Origin of the sequence: Gilliamella sp. Choc4-2, assembly GCF_001690355.1 — a bacterium.
GTDB classification, from domain to species: Bacteria; Pseudomonadota; Gammaproteobacteria; order Enterobacterales; family Orbaceae; genus Gilliamella; species Gilliamella apicola_A.
Genome location: NZ_LZHG01000060.1, coordinates 13,053 through 29,427, shown reverse-complemented (window position 1 = coordinate 29,427; position 16,375 = coordinate 13,053). Strand labels below are relative to the sequence as shown.

At 35.4% G+C, this 16,375-nt stretch carries 14 protein-coding genes; 10 read left to right on the top strand and 4 right to left on the bottom strand.

Going from position 1 to position 16,375, the window contains the following annotated elements:
- Positions 1-5 precede the first annotated feature (5 nt).
- Positions 6-1,430 (top strand): replicative DNA helicase, encoded by a 1,425-nt coding sequence (gene dnaB, locus A9G34_RS07810; protein WP_034943689.1) that lies wholly within the window; start codon positions 6-8, stop codon positions 1,428-1,430.
- Positions 1,431-1,515: 85 nt separating this feature from the next.
- Here dnaB and A9G34_RS07805 read toward each other — a convergent pair whose 3' ends face one another.
- From A9G34_RS07805 to A9G34_RS07790, 4 genes are read right to left on the bottom strand one after another with little or no spacing between them, the layout of a single operon-like run.
- On the bottom strand, positions 1,516-2,352 hold the full coding sequence (locus A9G34_RS07805) for a metal ABC transporter permease (protein WP_034943686.1): 837 nt from the start codon (positions 2,350-2,352) through the stop codon (positions 1,516-1,518).
- Entirely contained in the window at positions 2,349-3,215 is an 867-nt protein-coding gene (locus A9G34_RS07800; RefSeq protein ID WP_034943684.1) for a metal ABC transporter permease, read from the bottom strand. The genes A9G34_RS07805 and A9G34_RS07800 overlap by 4 nt, the downstream gene beginning before the upstream one ends.
- Positions 3,216-4,112 (bottom strand): manganese/iron ABC transporter ATP-binding protein, encoded by an 897-nt coding sequence (locus A9G34_RS07795; protein ID WP_065569383.1) that lies wholly within the window; start codon positions 4,110-4,112, stop codon positions 3,216-3,218.
- Complete coding sequence (locus A9G34_RS07790) at positions 4,112-5,032, bottom strand: metal ABC transporter substrate-binding protein (RefSeq protein ID WP_034943678.1); 921 nt, start codon at positions 5,030-5,032, stop codon at positions 4,112-4,114. Before A9G34_RS07790 ends, A9G34_RS07795 begins: the two co-directional genes overlap by 1 nt.
- Before the next feature lie 514 nt (positions 5,033-5,546).
- On the opposite strand from A9G34_RS07790, the gene tssB reads away from it, so the two are divergent.
- The 9 genes from tssB to A9G34_RS07745 all read left to right on the top strand — a co-directional run bounded on the left by tssB (position 5,547) and on the right by A9G34_RS07745 (position 16,361).
- The gene (gene tssB / locus A9G34_RS07785; RefSeq protein ID WP_034943675.1) at positions 5,547-6,047 is read left to right on the top strand and encodes a type VI secretion system contractile sheath small subunit; all 501 of its coding nucleotides are present in this window, start codon (positions 5,547-5,549) and stop codon (positions 6,045-6,047) included.
- Positions 6,048-6,123: 76 nt separating this feature from the next.
- Positions 6,124-7,656 (top strand): type VI secretion system contractile sheath large subunit, encoded by a 1,533-nt coding sequence (gene tssC / locus A9G34_RS07780; RefSeq protein ID WP_065569382.1) that lies wholly within the window; start codon positions 6,124-6,126, stop codon positions 7,654-7,656.
- A gap of 50 nt (positions 7,657-7,706) precedes the next feature.
- Positions 7,707-9,059, top strand: coding sequence for a type VI secretion system baseplate subunit TssK (tssK, locus tag A9G34_RS07775; protein WP_034943669.1), 1,353 nt, complete (start codon positions 7,707-7,709; stop codon positions 9,057-9,059).
- A gap of 9 nt (positions 9,060-9,068) precedes the next feature.
- Positions 9,069-9,734: a type VI secretion system protein TssL, short form gene (tssL, locus tag A9G34_RS07770; protein WP_051825031.1), complete on the top strand. Its 666-nt coding sequence runs from the start codon at positions 9,069-9,071 to the stop codon at positions 9,732-9,734.
- A gap of 9 nt (positions 9,735-9,743) precedes the next feature.
- Positions 9,744-11,495, top strand: coding sequence for an OmpA family protein (locus A9G34_RS07765; protein ID WP_065569381.1), 1,752 nt, complete (start codon positions 9,744-9,746; stop codon positions 11,493-11,495).
- Positions 11,496-11,529: 34 nt separating this feature from the next.
- The gene (locus A9G34_RS07760; protein ID WP_065569380.1) at positions 11,530-12,018 is read left to right on the top strand and encodes an Hcp family type VI secretion system effector; all 489 of its coding nucleotides are present in this window, start codon (positions 11,530-11,532) and stop codon (positions 12,016-12,018) included.
- Between the two features lie 90 nt (positions 12,019-12,108).
- Complete coding sequence (tssH, locus tag A9G34_RS07755) at positions 12,109-14,952, top strand: type VI secretion system ATPase TssH (RefSeq protein ID WP_065569379.1); 2,844 nt, start codon at positions 12,109-12,111, stop codon at positions 14,950-14,952.
- A 16-nt stretch (positions 14,953-14,968) separates the two neighbouring features.
- Positions 14,969-15,235, top strand: coding sequence for a PAAR domain-containing protein (locus A9G34_RS07750; RefSeq protein ID WP_065569378.1), 267 nt, complete (start codon positions 14,969-14,971; stop codon positions 15,233-15,235).
- Between the two features lie 4 nt (positions 15,236-15,239).
- Entirely contained in the window at positions 15,240-16,361 is a 1,122-nt protein-coding gene (locus A9G34_RS07745) for a hypothetical protein (RefSeq protein ID WP_034943660.1), read from the top strand.
- Positions 16,362-16,375 lie beyond the last annotated feature (14 nt).

The window sequence follows — 16,375 nt, the reverse complement described above, 5'->3', positions numbered from 1 at the left end:
AATGTATGAATACTGGCGAAACAAGTTCAAGTAGAAACTCAAGAAATGAAGAGTCGAAAAGCTCAAAGTTGCATAATATCAAAATGCCTCCACATTCAATTGAGGCAGAGCAAGCTGTGCTAGGAAGCCTAATGCTTGATAATCAACGTTGGGATGCGGTTTCCGAAATGATAACAGAACGTGATTTTTATTCGCGTCATCATCAACTAATTTTTTCAGAAATGCATACGTTAGTTAGCAAAGGTACGCCAATTGATTTAATTACCTTATCAGAAAGCTTAGAAAGTAAAGATTTACTAAGTGATGTTGGCGGGTTTGCTTATTTAGCTGAGCTTTCTAAAAATACACCAAGTGCAATTAATGTGGTGGCATATGGTGATATCATCCGTCAACAAGCAATTTTGCGTGAACTAATTAGCGCTTCAAACGAAATTGCTGACAACTGTTATGCTACAGAAGGGCGTGATAGCAGTGAAATATTGGATCTGGCAGAAAGTAAAATTTTTCAAATTGCTGAAAGCCGAACTAAACAGGGTGAAGGACCAAAAAGTATCACCGAAGTATTAGAGTCAACAGTAGCTAAAATTGAAGAGCTATTCCAACGCCCACACGATGGCGTAACGGGGGTTTCTACTGGATATATTGATTTGGATAAAAAAACCGCAGGATTACAGCGTTCAGACTTAATTATTATTGCCGCAAGACCTTCAATGGGGAAAACCACCTTTGCTATGAATTTGTGTGAAAATGCTGCGCTAGAACAGGAAAAGCCGGTATTAATATTTAGTCTAGAAATGCCTTCAGAACAGATAATGATGCGTATGCTTGCCTCATTATCTAGAGTTGATCAAACACGCATTCGAACTGGACAACTTCAAGACGATGATTGGGCAAGAATTTCAAGTACTATGGGATTATTGCTCGAAAAGAAAAACATCTATATTGATGATTCTTCTGGTTTAACGCCAATGGAGCTGCGCTCACGGGCAAGACGCATTTATCGCGAGCATAAAGGATTAAGTATGATCATGGTTGATTATTTACAGCTTATGCGCGTGCCGAATATGTCAGAAAACCGAAACTTAGAAATTGCTGAAATTTCTCGGTCACTTAAAGCTTTAGCAAAAGAGCTGCAAATTCCGGTTGTTGCATTATCACAACTCAATCGTAGTTTAGAACAGCGTGCCGACAAAAGACCTGTAAACTCGGATTTACGTGAGTCAGGTTCTATCGAACAAGATGCCGATGTGATTATGTTTATCTACCGTGATGAAGTTTATAATGAAGCGTCTGAACATAAAGGCATTGCCGAAATTATATTAGGTAAACAACGAAACGGTCCTATCGGTAAGGTTCGTTTAAAATTCCAAGGGCAATTCTCACGGTTTGATAACTATGCCGATGCCAGTAAATATATGGATGATGAATAATTTTATTCCAATTTACAGGATAAAAGTTAGGGTAACATGCGCGTTGAAAAGATTTACACGCATGTTGCATTTCAAACAATTGAGATTAACGGTGTATCATTTTCCTAATAATAAATTGATAAATTTGCACAAACAAAAAAATAGCAGCCTGTAATATGACAATACAAGCGCTGGTTGAGGCATCAAAATAAAAACTAATTAACGTACCAATCACCGAAGAAAATACCGAAACAATTACCGCAACAAGTAACATTCTTTCAAAACGCCGAGTTAATGAAAATGCTGTTATGCCTGGCGCAATAAGCATTGCAATAACTAAAATAACTCCTGCTGTTTTTAAAGAACTAACAATAGTTAATGCTATAACACTTAGTAACCCATAATGCAATAATTTAACTCGTAGGCCTACTACTTTGGCTTGAATAGAATCGAAGCAATAAAGCATAAGATCACGACGTTTAATAATTACCAATAACGACACTATAGTTGCAATTAAAATAATTTGTTTCAATTCAGCGTAACTAGTACCCAACACGCTACCAAATAAGATATGATTTAAATGCAGTGAAGTATCGACTTTCGAAAATAGTACTAACCCAAAAGCGAACATTCCCGAAAAAACAATCCCCATTACAGTATCTTCTTTAATTCGACAGTTATCCTTGATATAGCCTGTTGCGGCCGAACAGAATAAGCCTGATGCAAATGCCCCCAAAATAATAGGAATACCAATTAAATAAGCTATCACAATGCCAGGCAACACTGCGTGAGAAATCGCATCCCCCATTAATGACCAACCCTTTAATACTAAAAAGCAAGAAAGAAGTGCACAAACGATACTAGTTGTTAATGCTGCTAATATGGCTCGTTGAATAAAAGGTAGCGTGAAAGGATAATAAATATATTCCCATAAATCTGTCATAAATTCGCTCTCTTATTTAATCTGCTTTGCCTGATTTTTAGTTTGTTTGAAATCAACCCCTGTTTCGGTGCGAACAAAAATACCACAATAAAAATTAGTGTTTGTAATGTAACAATCACACCACCTGTTTCACCATTTAGAAAGTAACTTAACCAAGCGCCGATAGCGCTAGTCGTAGCACCAATAATCACCGAAATAACCAATAGTCTAGAAAATCGACTTGTTAATAAATAAGCTGTTGCACCTGGAGTTACAACCATGGCAATAACCAAAATAGCACCAACGGTCTGTAATGCAGCAACGGTACAAGCACTTAAAATAGTAAAAAAAAGGATTTTAAACATCAATGGCTTTAAGCCAATTGAGCGTGCGTGAGTTTCATCGAAAAACACCACTAAAAGATCTTTCCAAAACAGCAGTAGTAATATCAACGAAATCAAAATAATGATTTGCACTTGCCACATATCACTATCGTCAATACCTAAAATATTACCAAAAATAATGGTTTGCACATTAACGGAAGTTGGGTTAAGTGAAATAATCAATAAACCGGTAGCAAAAAAAGTTGAAAAAATAAAACCAATAATGGCATCTTCTTTTAAACGAGTCATTGTACGTATTATTGTAATTGACAGAGCAGCCAGTGAGCCAGTAAAAAAGGCACCAACAGAGTAGGGTAAGCCTAGAGCATAAGCTCCCGCCACGCCAGGTACAACAGAATGTGACAGTGCATCTCCCATTAGTGACCAACCCTTTAACATTAAAAAGGCAGATAAAAAAGCACAAGTAGCGCCAACAATACTACTTACCCAAATCGCTTTGAGCATAAAATTATAGGTGAATGGTTCAAATAAAAGTTCCATTTATAATTGCCCTTTTGGTTCGTTTTTGACATGGTCAACCAACAAATCTCGATGAGGCGAATCATCTTTCCCTTCTCCATAAAAAATTGCAGCACGTTCATCGTCGGTTAAGATGGATACTTTACGAGGATCTTCATCATCATGCAATTTCTCTCCTGACAAGCTAAGATAACGTAGTGCACCACCAAAAGTGGTCATTAAATTTTGCGGTGTAAAAGTTGTTTTAGTTGGACCAAAGGCCAGAACTGTTTGATTAATTAACACCACTTGATCGCAAAATTCAGGGACACTACCCAAATTATGGGTCGAAACTAAAATAAGGTGAGCATCTTTTCGAAGATCTTTTAACAAATCTATTATGGCATTCTCTGTTTTTACATCAACACCGGTAAAAGGTTCATCTAATAATAAAACTTTACTTTGCTGAGCTAAAGCTCTAGCTAAAAAAACACGTTTTTTTTGTCCACCGGAAAGTTCTCCAATTTGGCGATATTTAAAATCCAACATATTGACACGCTCAAGAGCAATATCTACCTGCTTCTTATCTTCTTTACTTGGAATACGAAAAAAAGACATATGACCGTACCGCCCCATCATGACGACATCAGACACTAAAACAGGAAAGTCCCAGTCGACTTCCTCTGTTTGAGGAACATAAGCTATAACATTTTGTTTTAGTGCTTCTTTGACAGACATATCATTTAAAGTCACTTTTCCTCTAGTTGGTCGTATCATGCCCATAATGCTCTTAAACAATGTTGATTTACCACTACCATTTACGCCAACTAATGCACAAATCGTTCCTCCATTGAGAGTGAAACTTGCATCATGTATTGCTGTGTGACCATTATTATATGTCACGGTTATATCATTAACATTTAGGCAAATTCGATTCATTATTTTTCAAATCCTTTAGCAATTGTTTCAACGGTAACTTTCAATAGATCTATATAAGTTGGGACAGGACCATCTTTAGTTGATAATGAATCGACATATAATACCCCTCCATAGTTTGCTCCAGTTTCTTTACTGACCTGTTTTGCTGGTTTATCCGAAATTGTGCTTTCACTAAAAACGACAGGTATATTATTAGCTCTAACCAAATCAATTAGATTTTTAACTTGCTTCGGTGTACCTTGTTGCTCGGCATTAATCGGCCATAGGTAAGCTTCTTTCAAATTGTAATCTCGTGTTAAATAACTAAAAGCCCCTTCACTGGTCACTAACCAGCGCTTAGTTTCTGGAATTTTTGCTAAACGTTCTCGCAAAGGGGTATCAAGTGCTTTAATCTTTGCGATGTAATCACTGGCATTTTTATTATAAACTCCGGCATTTTTAGGATCATATTTAACCAAAGCTGCACGGATATTTTCAATATAAATTAAAGCGAGTGTTGGCGACATCCAAGCATGTGGATTAGGATTACCTTTATAAGTGCCTTCTTGAATAGATATTGGTTCAATACCTTCAGTTACCACAACAGAAGGTACATCTTGAATATCTTCAAAAAAGCGTTTAAACCGTAATTCTAAATTAAGCCCATTCCACAAGACTAAATCAGCGGAAAGCATTTTAGTAATATCTTGAGGAGTAGGATCGTACTCATGAATTTCAGCCCCTATTTTTGTAATAGATTCGACTGTAGCAGCATTGCCAGCAACATTCTGCGCGATATCTTGAATGATAGTAAAGGTTGTAACAACTTTAAATTTTTTATCGATTGCTAAAGCAGAATCTAAAAGAGCAGTCAAAAGAATTAAAGAGGTCAATATGGCTTTTAATACCGGTTTTCGGCTTTTAAAAAAAATAAGCTTCATTAGCTACTCCTTGTTTCATATGCAATCTTATAACAACGTTATTGCATTATATGATAATACAAAAGTTTATTAAAATAATAATGAGAATTATTATCATTAAATAAAGAAGTCAAAGTTATTAGAATATTTTATAAAAAAATAAAATAGATAGCAGATAATTCCTATCTATTAAAATAATAGTTAATTAGAAAACATAAAGCTTATAAGAGCTGGTACTATAGAAAAATGAAAATTATTTGTTAATTCTAACTCAATAAGGACAAAATTGCACCAATCAGAAGATTATTTGCAATAAACCAGTTTAAAAATTAATCAAATATTTCATGATATAAAAATTTTAAAAACCCTTAATATTACTTGATTAGCGATAGTTTTTAAGAGTTTTTATAAAAATTAAATACATTTAAATTGCAGGATGAGATTGTAATTTATCCGTAAATCGTGTAATTTACTCTCCACTTAAGCCTGCTAATTAAACATTATTTTAAAGGAAAAGGAAATTAAAGGAGAAATTATGTCTAGTAGTTATCAAAACGAAGTTCCTTCTGCTCGAGTCAGTATCAATCTTGATTTACACACAGGTGGAGCCACAAAAAAAGTTGAATTACCTCTCAAAATTTTATCTGTAGGTGATTATGGTCGAGGTAAAGACAAGCGATCACTTTCAGATAAACAAAAAGTATCGATTAATAAAAATAATTTTGATGCTGTATTAAATGATTTTAAACCTGAAGCCAATATTACTGTTCCAAACAAAATTGCGGATGATGGTAGCGAAATTGTTGTGAATTTGGCGTTTGAGTCAATGAATGATTTTTCACCCGAGCAAGTTGCCAAAAAAGTTCCAGAACTACGTTCATTGCTTGCGATGCGTAATTTATTAAGAGATTTAAAATCTAATTTATTAGATAACGCTACATTTCGTTATGAATTAGAAAAAATCGTTAAAGACGAACAACTATCAGATGAACTCCGTGCAGAATTGGAATCAATCGTAGCGGAAAGTGATAAATAAATATTTTTTTAATAAATTAATGTAATTATTTTCAAAACAAAATATAAAGTTTTGATAAAAGCAAGAGAAGAAATTAATGAACGTGCAAAATCAAACAAACAATGCTACTAAAACGGTTGTTGAAGAAAATAGCAGTGTTTACCAATCTTTATTTGATAAAATAAATTTAAACCCAATTAAAAAAGCGGGCGGAATTGATAGATATGAAGATAACGAAGTATTATTCGAATCTTCACAAGATGAACGTGTTACCATGGCAATTAATATTTTGCTTCAATTAATACAAGGTTCATCAAATAAAGTTGAAAAATTAGATAAACACTTATTAGACTACCATATTAGTCAAATAGATCAAAAAATAAGTCGTCAGCTTGATGAAATCATGCATAATGAAACATTCCAAGAAATTGAATCCACTTGGCGTGGATTGAAATTCTTAGTTGATCGCACTGATTTCCGCCGTAATGTTAAAATTGAATTATTGGATGTATCAAAAGAAGAACTGCGTCAAGACTTCGAAGATGCACCAGAAATTAGCCAATCAGGTTTTTATCGGCATACTTATACTCAGGAATACGACACACCAGGTGGAGAGCCTATTGGAGTAACTATCTCGAATTACGAATTTGATCGTAGCCCTCAAGATATTTCTTTATTAAGAAACGTATCAAAAGTTGCTGCTGCAGCGCACATGCCGTTTGTAAGTTCGGTTGGTCCAAAATTCTTTGGTAAAGAAACAATGGAAGAAGTTGCTGCAATTAAAGATATAGGTAACTATTTTGATCGTGCTGAATATACTAAATGGAATAGTTTCCGAGAAACAGATGACGCCCGTTATGTTGGATTAACTTTTCCAAGAGTGCTTGCTCGCTTACCTTATGGTCCAGATACTGTTCCTGTACGTAATTTTAACTATATTGAAGATGTTAAAGGTGTAGAGCACAACCGTTACTTATGGGCTAATGCTTCTTATGCTTTTGCAGCTAACATGGCACAAAGTTTTGTTCGTAATGGTTGGTGTGTTCAAATTCGTGGACCACAAGCTGGTGGGCTTGTTGAAGATCTACCAATCCACCTTTACGATTTAGGAACAGGTAATCAAGTCAAAATCCCAACAGAGGTACTTATTCCTGAAACACGTGAGTTTGAATTTGCTAATTTAGGATTTATCCCACTTTCATTCTATAAAAATAGAGATTATGCTTGTTTCTTCTCTGCTAACTCAGCTCAAAAACCTGCTGTTTACGACACGAAAGAAGCGTCATCAAATAGCCGTATAAATTCTCGTTTACCATATATTTTCTTATTATCACGTATCGCACATTACTTAAAAGTAATCCAACGAGAAAATATTGGTGCAACAAAAGATCGTCGAATGTTAGAACTTGAGCTAAACAAATGGATTGGCAACCTTGTCACTGAAATGACTGACCCAAGTGATGAAGTCCAAGCAGCACATCCATTAAGAGAGGCGAAAGTTATTGTTGAAGATATTGAAGATAATCCAGGTTTCTTCCGTGTTAAAACATTCCTAGTACCTCATTTCCAAGTGGAAGGGATGGATATTAACTTATCAATGGTGTCACAAATGCCTAAGGCTAAATCATAAATTTTAGTCTGATTTGATTAATATCTAATAACTAGGAGTATTTAGGATACATGAAAATTTTTCGTCCTTTGTGGAATGAAGGCGTCTTTTTGACGCCTCAGCAGTTTCAACAGCAAGGCTTGTGGCAACAATTTACTTCACAAAAGTTAGCAGCTATGTCGGTTGCTAACCCATGGGGAATTGAGCATTTAACCATTGATACAAATGCGTTGACAGTTGATCGGTTACAAGCTGAGTCAATAAGTGTTCGATTTCCTGATGGAGTAGTAGTTAATACTGATATCGCTGATAAATTACCTGAAGCTAGAGTATTAAATACTGATATTCCTATTGAGCTTGAGGAAGTAACTGTATTAATTGCTATTCCATTATTGCAATCCAATGGCGGTAACTGTCTGCAAGATAACCAGCGACTTGAACGTCCATTACGTTATCGACAAGAATGGGTAGAAGTACCTGATTTACTGGGGCAAAATGTTGAAACGATTGCAGTTGAACGTTATGCATTGAAATTCTTATTTGACTTTGAAAATCACAATGATTATTTAACGTGTCCTATAGCTCGTTTAAAACGTGATCTTAACGGTAAATTTGTCCTTGATCTTGATTATCTTCACCCAATGGTAAACCTTTACACACAAAGTGGAACACTTATAAAAGAATTAGAACTTTTATGTGTACAAGTGCAAGCAAAACGCCTACATCTAACAGGAATGCGACATGAGCGTAATCAACAAATAGCTGAATTTGCGACTGCTGATGTTTCGTTATTTTGGCTCTTAAATGCATTAAACACATTTGAGCCTCAACTTAAATTCTTACGTGATAATCCATCCTTACATCCAGAAAGACTTTATCAAGTATTAACTTCATTTACAGGGGCACTATTAACATTTTCGTTATTAAATAGTGTTGATGGTATTCCGACTTATAAACATGACAAGCTTAATGAAGTTTTTCCACCACTATTTGGATTAATTCGCAATTTGCTTGAAGAAAGTTTACCATCAAGAGTAATTAAGATTGAACTAGTTCATGACAAAGATACACTATGGACAGGACGATTAAATGATTCACGCATCGTCGAAGATGCAGATTTCTATCTTTCTGTTCGATCAAGCATGCCAGGACATCAGTTACAATCTCGATTCCCAATCTTGTGTAAAGCCGGTGCACCAGATGATGTAAAACAAATCATCCACTCAGCACTATCTGGAATTCCAATTAAAGCCTTAAGCCATGTACCCGCAGCAATACCTGTGCGTCTAGATAATCAATATTTTGCATTGGATTTGACCCATAGTGCGGCAAAAAATATGTTAGAAACAAGGTGTTGTGAATTTTATGTACCTCGAGCAATGCAAGATATTTCATTGGAGCTATTCGCAGTTTTGCGAACATAGGATTAAATTATGAGTATAGAACCAAAACCAATTGTTATTGATGAATTATTACGCGATTCAATCTTAGTGGTTGTCCAACTTAAAGCAAAAGCGGATATTCCTTCAGGACACAAATTATACGAACTTTGTAAACAGCAAGTTACAAGCGTACGTGAAAAATTATATAACGCACAATACAGCCAAGATGTAATTGACGATATCAGTTATGCATTATGTGCTTTATTAGATGAGACTGTATTACTTTGTCATCGAGACAATCCGAAAAACCAAGACTATGATGAATGGTTGGGTTCTCCGCTGCAAGTGATTTTTTTCAACACACATAATGCAGGTTATGATCTGTTTGAAAAAATCCGAGCTCGTTTAAAGGCGGATAAAAAAGAAGGTCTTGTATTAGCTTGTTTTGACAGAGTTCTTGGACTTGGTTTTCAGGGATGCTATCTTGATAAACCTCAAATGGAACGAGAACACCTAATCATAGCACTACGTGAAGCTTTACGAGAGTACGAGCCAGAACAATCTTACCCAATTATTGAACAAACAAAAATTTACCGATATAAGGGAAGAAAAACAGTGTTATTAACATGCACTGTATTGTCAGTTATTTCGGTTCTTGCCCTTTATTTTGTATTTAATAATCAGCTAGATAATTTAGTTAAACAATTAGTTGGTTAAAGGTGCATTATGAGCGATTATCCTAAGCGCATTCAGGTTATCTATGCTGTTATATTAAGCCTATTGCTATTGTTTGTTTTTTTACCAGTAGCAATTGGCTGGAAAATTATAGGTACTGGCTTAATTTTTGCTATTGCTGGTGGAATTCTTTGGCAGATGCAACGCTACAGAAAAGTACTTGCCTCATCAACAGCCAATATTCAGTTTTTAACTCAGAAGCTTGACTTATTACCAGCAAGGCAGCGTTACCGTTTACCAATTTTATTGGTTTCAGGCAGTGCGGCAAAAGATTTCTTCCCGGAAGATTTATCCTTAGCTGAATCTAATGTAGTTATTTCTTCAGAAGCCGTTTGGATTTATGTTGACGAGTTTTCGCATTTACCTATAGTTTATGACTCATTAATTGCCAAATGGCCAGACATGTTAGGACGAGTAGGGCTATTTCTTGCAATTACGCCAGAAGTGGAAGATAAACATGGGTTTTTCATAGCTAAATTACAGGCATTCCGCCAATCATGGGTCGATACCTGTAGAATTGCAAAATATCAATTACCGGTATATGTATCAACGCATATCGGGCTTAACGATTTAATCTACGATGAATATAACCCATTACCAGTTTATTGGTTTCGATCTTTAAATCAAAAGTTATATCTACTTGATCAGTATTTATCGCCGATAGATAATTGGGTCAATGATATTAAAATCCCAACTGATGAACGTGAACGCCGATTAAGAATTCGCCCATTTTTAAACGAAACTGAAACTTGGCTAGAAAGCACAGTATTAGCTACTTTAGTAAATGACAAACAACCGATTGCTAAATGCATACCATCGGGAGTAGCAATTTATCCTACTAATAAATCGACAGTAAAAAATAATGTCATGCAAAAATTGTGGGAAAGTGTGACTACATTATCGCTTCCTAATACTCATAGCATACAAGACAACGTAAGTCCTCCGGATGCATTAGTGAAATTCATGCCTATTGCTTACCCATTTTCACCAATTAGCTCGATGATTTGTGGTTTAGTGATTATCACATCTCTATTTATTATGGGGTGCTTAGGGGCATCATTTTGGAATAATGCAAAACTTATTGAACGAATAAAAAATGATATTCATCATTATCGCTTGATTCCAATGGATAATTATGATGCAAAACGTCAGGCGCTTGAGGCCTTACAAGAAGATAAATCAATGCTAAATGAATATTATACAAAGGGTGAACCAGTTCGCTTAGGTTTGGGGCTTTATAAAGGTTTGCGATTAACTGAACCGCTCAATGTGACCATGAGCGACTATGTTGCAAAACCAAAAGAAATTGTCATTGTTGAACCTAAAATTGTGACAGTAGATCCACTTCCACCAATTCGTTTAGATAGTATGGCCTTGTTTGAAAGTGGGCAATCGAGCTTAAAATCTGGTTCAGAAAAATTCTTAATCAATGCATTAATTGAAATAAAAAAACAGATGAATGCTAATCCGGAAACGGGTTGGTTAATCATAATTACAGGACATACCGACTCAATTGGAGATGATGCCAAAAATAGTCAACTATCATTTAATCGAGCGATGTCGGTGCGTGACTGGATATTAAAAACCAGTGATATTCCTGATACCTGTTTCGCTATACAAGGGTATGGCGCAAAAAAACCTTTGGTAAGTAACGATACTCCAGAGAATCGTGCAAAAAACCGAAGGGTGGAAATAAACTTAGTTCCTCAAACATCAAATTGTATATTGGTGAAAGAGAACTAATTTTTGAAACAAAAACAACAAAAGGAGATAAACAATGGCTGTTCCAGCTTATATGTTTTTAAAAGATGATGGCGGTGCTGAAATTAAAGGTTCTGTAACCGTTGTAGGTCGTGAAGGTAGTGTAGAAGTGGTTGAGTTTGATCACAAAGTATACATCCCAACAGATGGTAATACAGGTAAATTAACAGGTACTCGTGTTCATAAAGCACTTGAATTTGTTAAAGAAGTTGATGCTTCATCACCATACCTTTACAAAGCTGTTACTACTGGTCAAAACTTAAAAACAGTTGAGATCAAATGGTACAAAATTAACGATGCAGGTCAAGAAGTTGAATATTTCAATACTTTAATGGATGGCGTAAAAGTTGTTTCTGTTAAACCTGAAATGCACAACATCAAAGATCCAACGAAAGAACAATACAATCACTTAGAGCGTGTTGAACTTCGTTATGAAAAAATTACTTGGACTTACAAAGATGGCAACATCATCCACTCAGATAGCTGGGTAGAAAGCCGAGGTTAATTTTTAATTAACGCGCTGATCCAATTAGTATTAATTGGATCAGCATTTTTAAACTAACAAATAATGGAATTAAAGAAAGGAATAGTAGTAATGATTGCTGATCCCTCTGTTTTATTAAGACGACTAAATTCGTATTGTGCTAAATCACTCGAAGCTGCGGCTGGTTTATGCCAAACACGAGCACATACAGAAATTACACTTGAACATTGGTTATTAAAATTATTAGAACAGGGTTCAGGTGATATTACAATTATTGCAAGGCATTATCAATTTGATATGGATAAAGTCTGGACAGGATTACTAAATTATCTAGACGCATTGCCTCATACCATTAATACAAAACCAAGTTTATCGCCATCGTTGATTGCTATAATACAATCAGCATGGTTAAAAGCATCGCTAGAAGATCATGAAGAAGCGATTCGTTCAGTCCATATATTACAAGCATTGCAAGAAATGCCACATTGCTTAAAAGCACAAGATGCTTGGCAATTATTAAGTTTATCGCCTGTATCATTGAAAAAAATGCGTTCCAAATTAGATGAACTGTCAGATGAAAACCCAATTAATCAATCTAATTATTATTCAGAAGCTAACATTGATACAGCAGATAATTTGAATATTGAATCAACAACGGAAGGCAGTTCAGCAAATAATGCACAAAAATTATCAACGTCTGATTCTAAAAATGACACAGATAAACAAGCTACGTTGCAAAAACATCTTCAGGCAGCACTTGAACGCTTTACTGAAAATGTAACAGAAAAAGCTAAAGCAGGTAGAATCGATCCTGTTTTTGGTCGTGATAATGAAATCAGACAAATGGTAGATATTTTATCTCGACGCCGAAAAAATAACCCAATACTAGTTGGAGAACCGGGTGTTGGTAAAACAGCCTTAGTTGAAGGTTTAGCACTTCGTATTGCTGAAGGTAACATACCTAAAAATCTTGCAAATGTTAGTATATTATCGCTTGATCTTGGTCTATTACAAGCTGGTGCGGGTGTTAAAGGTGAATTTGAGCAAAGATTAAAAAATGTTATTGATGCTGTTCAACAATCACCAACACCAATACTATTATTTATTGACGAAGCACATACCATTATTGGTGCAGGCAATTCTGCTGGTGGTGCTGATGCTGCAAATTTATTAAAACCAGCATTGGCTAGAGGTGAGTTACGGACTATAGCTGCGACCACATGGTCAGAATATAAACAATATTTTGAAAAAGATGCCGCATTGGAGCGTCGTTTCCAAATAGTCAAAGTTGATGAACCTGATGACGAAAAAGCCTGCCTTATGTTGCGTGGATTAAAATCGCGTTATGCTAAACATCATGGCGTACATATCTCAGATGAAGCAGTCAAAACTGCCGTTTCATTATCAAGGCGTTACATTAGTGGCCGTCAACTGCCGGATAAAGCGGTAGATCTACTGGATACAGCATCGGCACGTGTAAGAATGGGGCTTGATACTATTCCTGAATCAATAGTCCAACTTGAAGCAAAAATAGATTCTCTTGGGATAGAACAAGAAGCCATAGAAGCTGATTTAGCATTAGGTGAAAATTTATCTAGTGAGCGTATAACTGAAATTGAATTACAGCTCAATGAATTGCACAAAAAATTAGCTACTCAACAAGCTCAATTTGAAAAAGAGAAGGAGTTAGTTGAAGAATTAATTGAATTGCGTAAAGAAATCACTACTGATACAGATACAAAAATTCTTAAGAAACTTTCTGAAAAGCAACAACAATTAAATGAATTACAAGGTAATAATCCATTACTTTCACTTGATGTTGATAGCCGTACTGTTTCTTCAGTTATTTCAGATTGGACAGGCGTACCTTTGGAAAGCTTATTAAAAGATGAGCAAAGCCATTTATTAGCACTTGAAGATGATTTACGTCAACGGGTTGTTGGGCAAGATACTGCGCTATTTGAAATTGCTAAGCGTATTCGTGCAGCAAAAACAGGGCTTACTTCTGAAGATGCCCCAATGGGTGTATTTTTATTAGTTGGTCCATCGGGTGTGGGTAAAACAGAAACTGCGTTAGCGCTTGCTGACACACTATTTGGTGGTGAGCAATCATTAGTGACAATTAATATGTCAGAATATCAAGAGGCGCATACGGTATCGCAACTTAAAGGTTCTCCTCCTGGATATGTGGGATATGGACAAGGTGGGATACTAACTGAAGCTGTCCGTAAAAGACCATACAGTGTTGTACTATTAGATGAAGTCGAAAAAGCACATCGTGATGTACTAAACTTATTCTATCAAGTGTTTGATCGTGGATTTATGCGAGATGGTGAAGGTCGAGAAATCGATTTCCGCAATACATTAATATTAATGACATCTAACCTAGGAAGTGATGAGCTTATGGCACTTTTTGAAGAAATGCCAGATGCAGACACTGCAACACAACAAGAATTATTACGACCTATTATTCGTGAACACTTCCAACCGGCGTTACTTGCTCGTTTCCAAACGGTCATTTACACCCCGTTAGGTCAAGATGCGCTACGTCGAATAGTCGAAATGAAATTAAACAAAGTTGCGAGCCGATTACAAAAACACTACAAAGTCGTGTTTAAAGTTGGCGAAAAACTTTACGATACGTTGGTTTCAGCATGCTTATTACCAGACACAGGTGCTCGCAATATTGACAGTATTTTAAATCAGCAAATTTTACCTGTGGTATCAAATTTACTTTTACAAAGAAGCAACATTGCTAATAGCAAAGTTCAAACTTTACTACTTGATTTTAACGAATCTGAAGGAATTGTATTGGAATGGGTAACAGATAATGGTAAAGCGAAAACTAAAGCGACAAAGGCTAAAACAGCTAAAATAAAACCAGCAGATGATACTCAAAACAGTAAACAAAAGACTTCTAAAAAAACAAAAGAAGATTTGAAAATTAAGGAATAAATAAAGGAAATAAAAAATGGGTAAGAATATAGTGCGATTAGGAGATCCAACAACACACGGTGGATCGGTAATTTCGGCTTCATCAGCTATGATTATAGAAGGTAAGCCTGCTGCTTTAATTGGTGATCTGGTTAGTTGCCCTATAAAATATCATGGTGTAAATCCAATTGTGGAATCATCTGAAAAAAGCTTTTCAGATGGAAAAGGGATAGCGATGGATCAGTGCGAGTGTGCGTGTGGCTGTAAAGTTATAGCCACAATTACTACTGCGGAGATTGAATAATATTATGTCTTGGCCTAAACCTAATATTACCAATATTGTAAGACCTCCAGTGCAATTAAATCGCGGAAGATGGGGGCTTTTTATCACTGCTTTAGCTATTATCTCAAGCTTTATTCTTGCAAAAGCTTGGCCAAATGATAGTTACGCCTCACAGTGGACATATTGGGTCGGTGTAGCATTTTTTCCGACATTAATAGGTGGTTCAGCTTTTAGTATTCGATTATACCTATATGGGCTTGCACAAGAAAAATATGATATTTGGCAAGATGAACAAAAAAAAGTTGAACAAAATTGGCAAAAGTGGGCAATGAAGTCATTATTGGTTCTTGACAGCGCTTATGTAATACCGGATGAAATAACTGCCAGTTCTATTTTAGAGAATGGCTCAAATTTGCATTCCAAAATTAATAAATCGCTAAAATTTAAAGACAAGTCTGAACTAACCTCGGCTTTTGATAATATATTTTGTTCAATGAGCGATGCTATATCGATCTTACCGAGTAAAGCAAATATCAATATTTCTCTCTATATGCCAATTGACTCATATGAAAATATTGATAGAGAAATAGCTCGAGCTTATCGTAACTCAGGGATTAAACATGATTATAATTTAAATTATATGATTGACACTGTGCCTAATATTGAAAAAATTGCCGAATGGATAGATTCACCACAGCCAATGATTGAGTTAATTATTATTAATAATACTCAATCTAGTGCCTCAGAGTTTTTAGCTGCCTTTTTATTGGTAAATAATGCCCAATATCAAGATTTAGAAATAAAGAAAGCTAAAGCTCAAATTTTAAGACCGATGATTGATGAAGAATTGCCAATTGCAATTAAGCAAATGGTTGAAATGCAACCTGCAATAAAACAAGTAAGTCATCTTTGGTTTGTTAATTTAGATAATAAACAAGAAACAGAAATCAACAAACAGCTAGTTAATCAAAGTGTAGAGCCTGAGCAATTATATGGACTAGAAAAGTTTGTAGGTAAACAAACAGAGTTATCTTATTGGCTAGCGTTAGCAATGAGTTCTGAAATGATAAATAAAACTAAACGGAATAATTTAATTGCTACTAGAAACCAAAATCAATGGTTATTTTCGGTAGTGACATTAGCGTAAACGGGAAAGGGTGT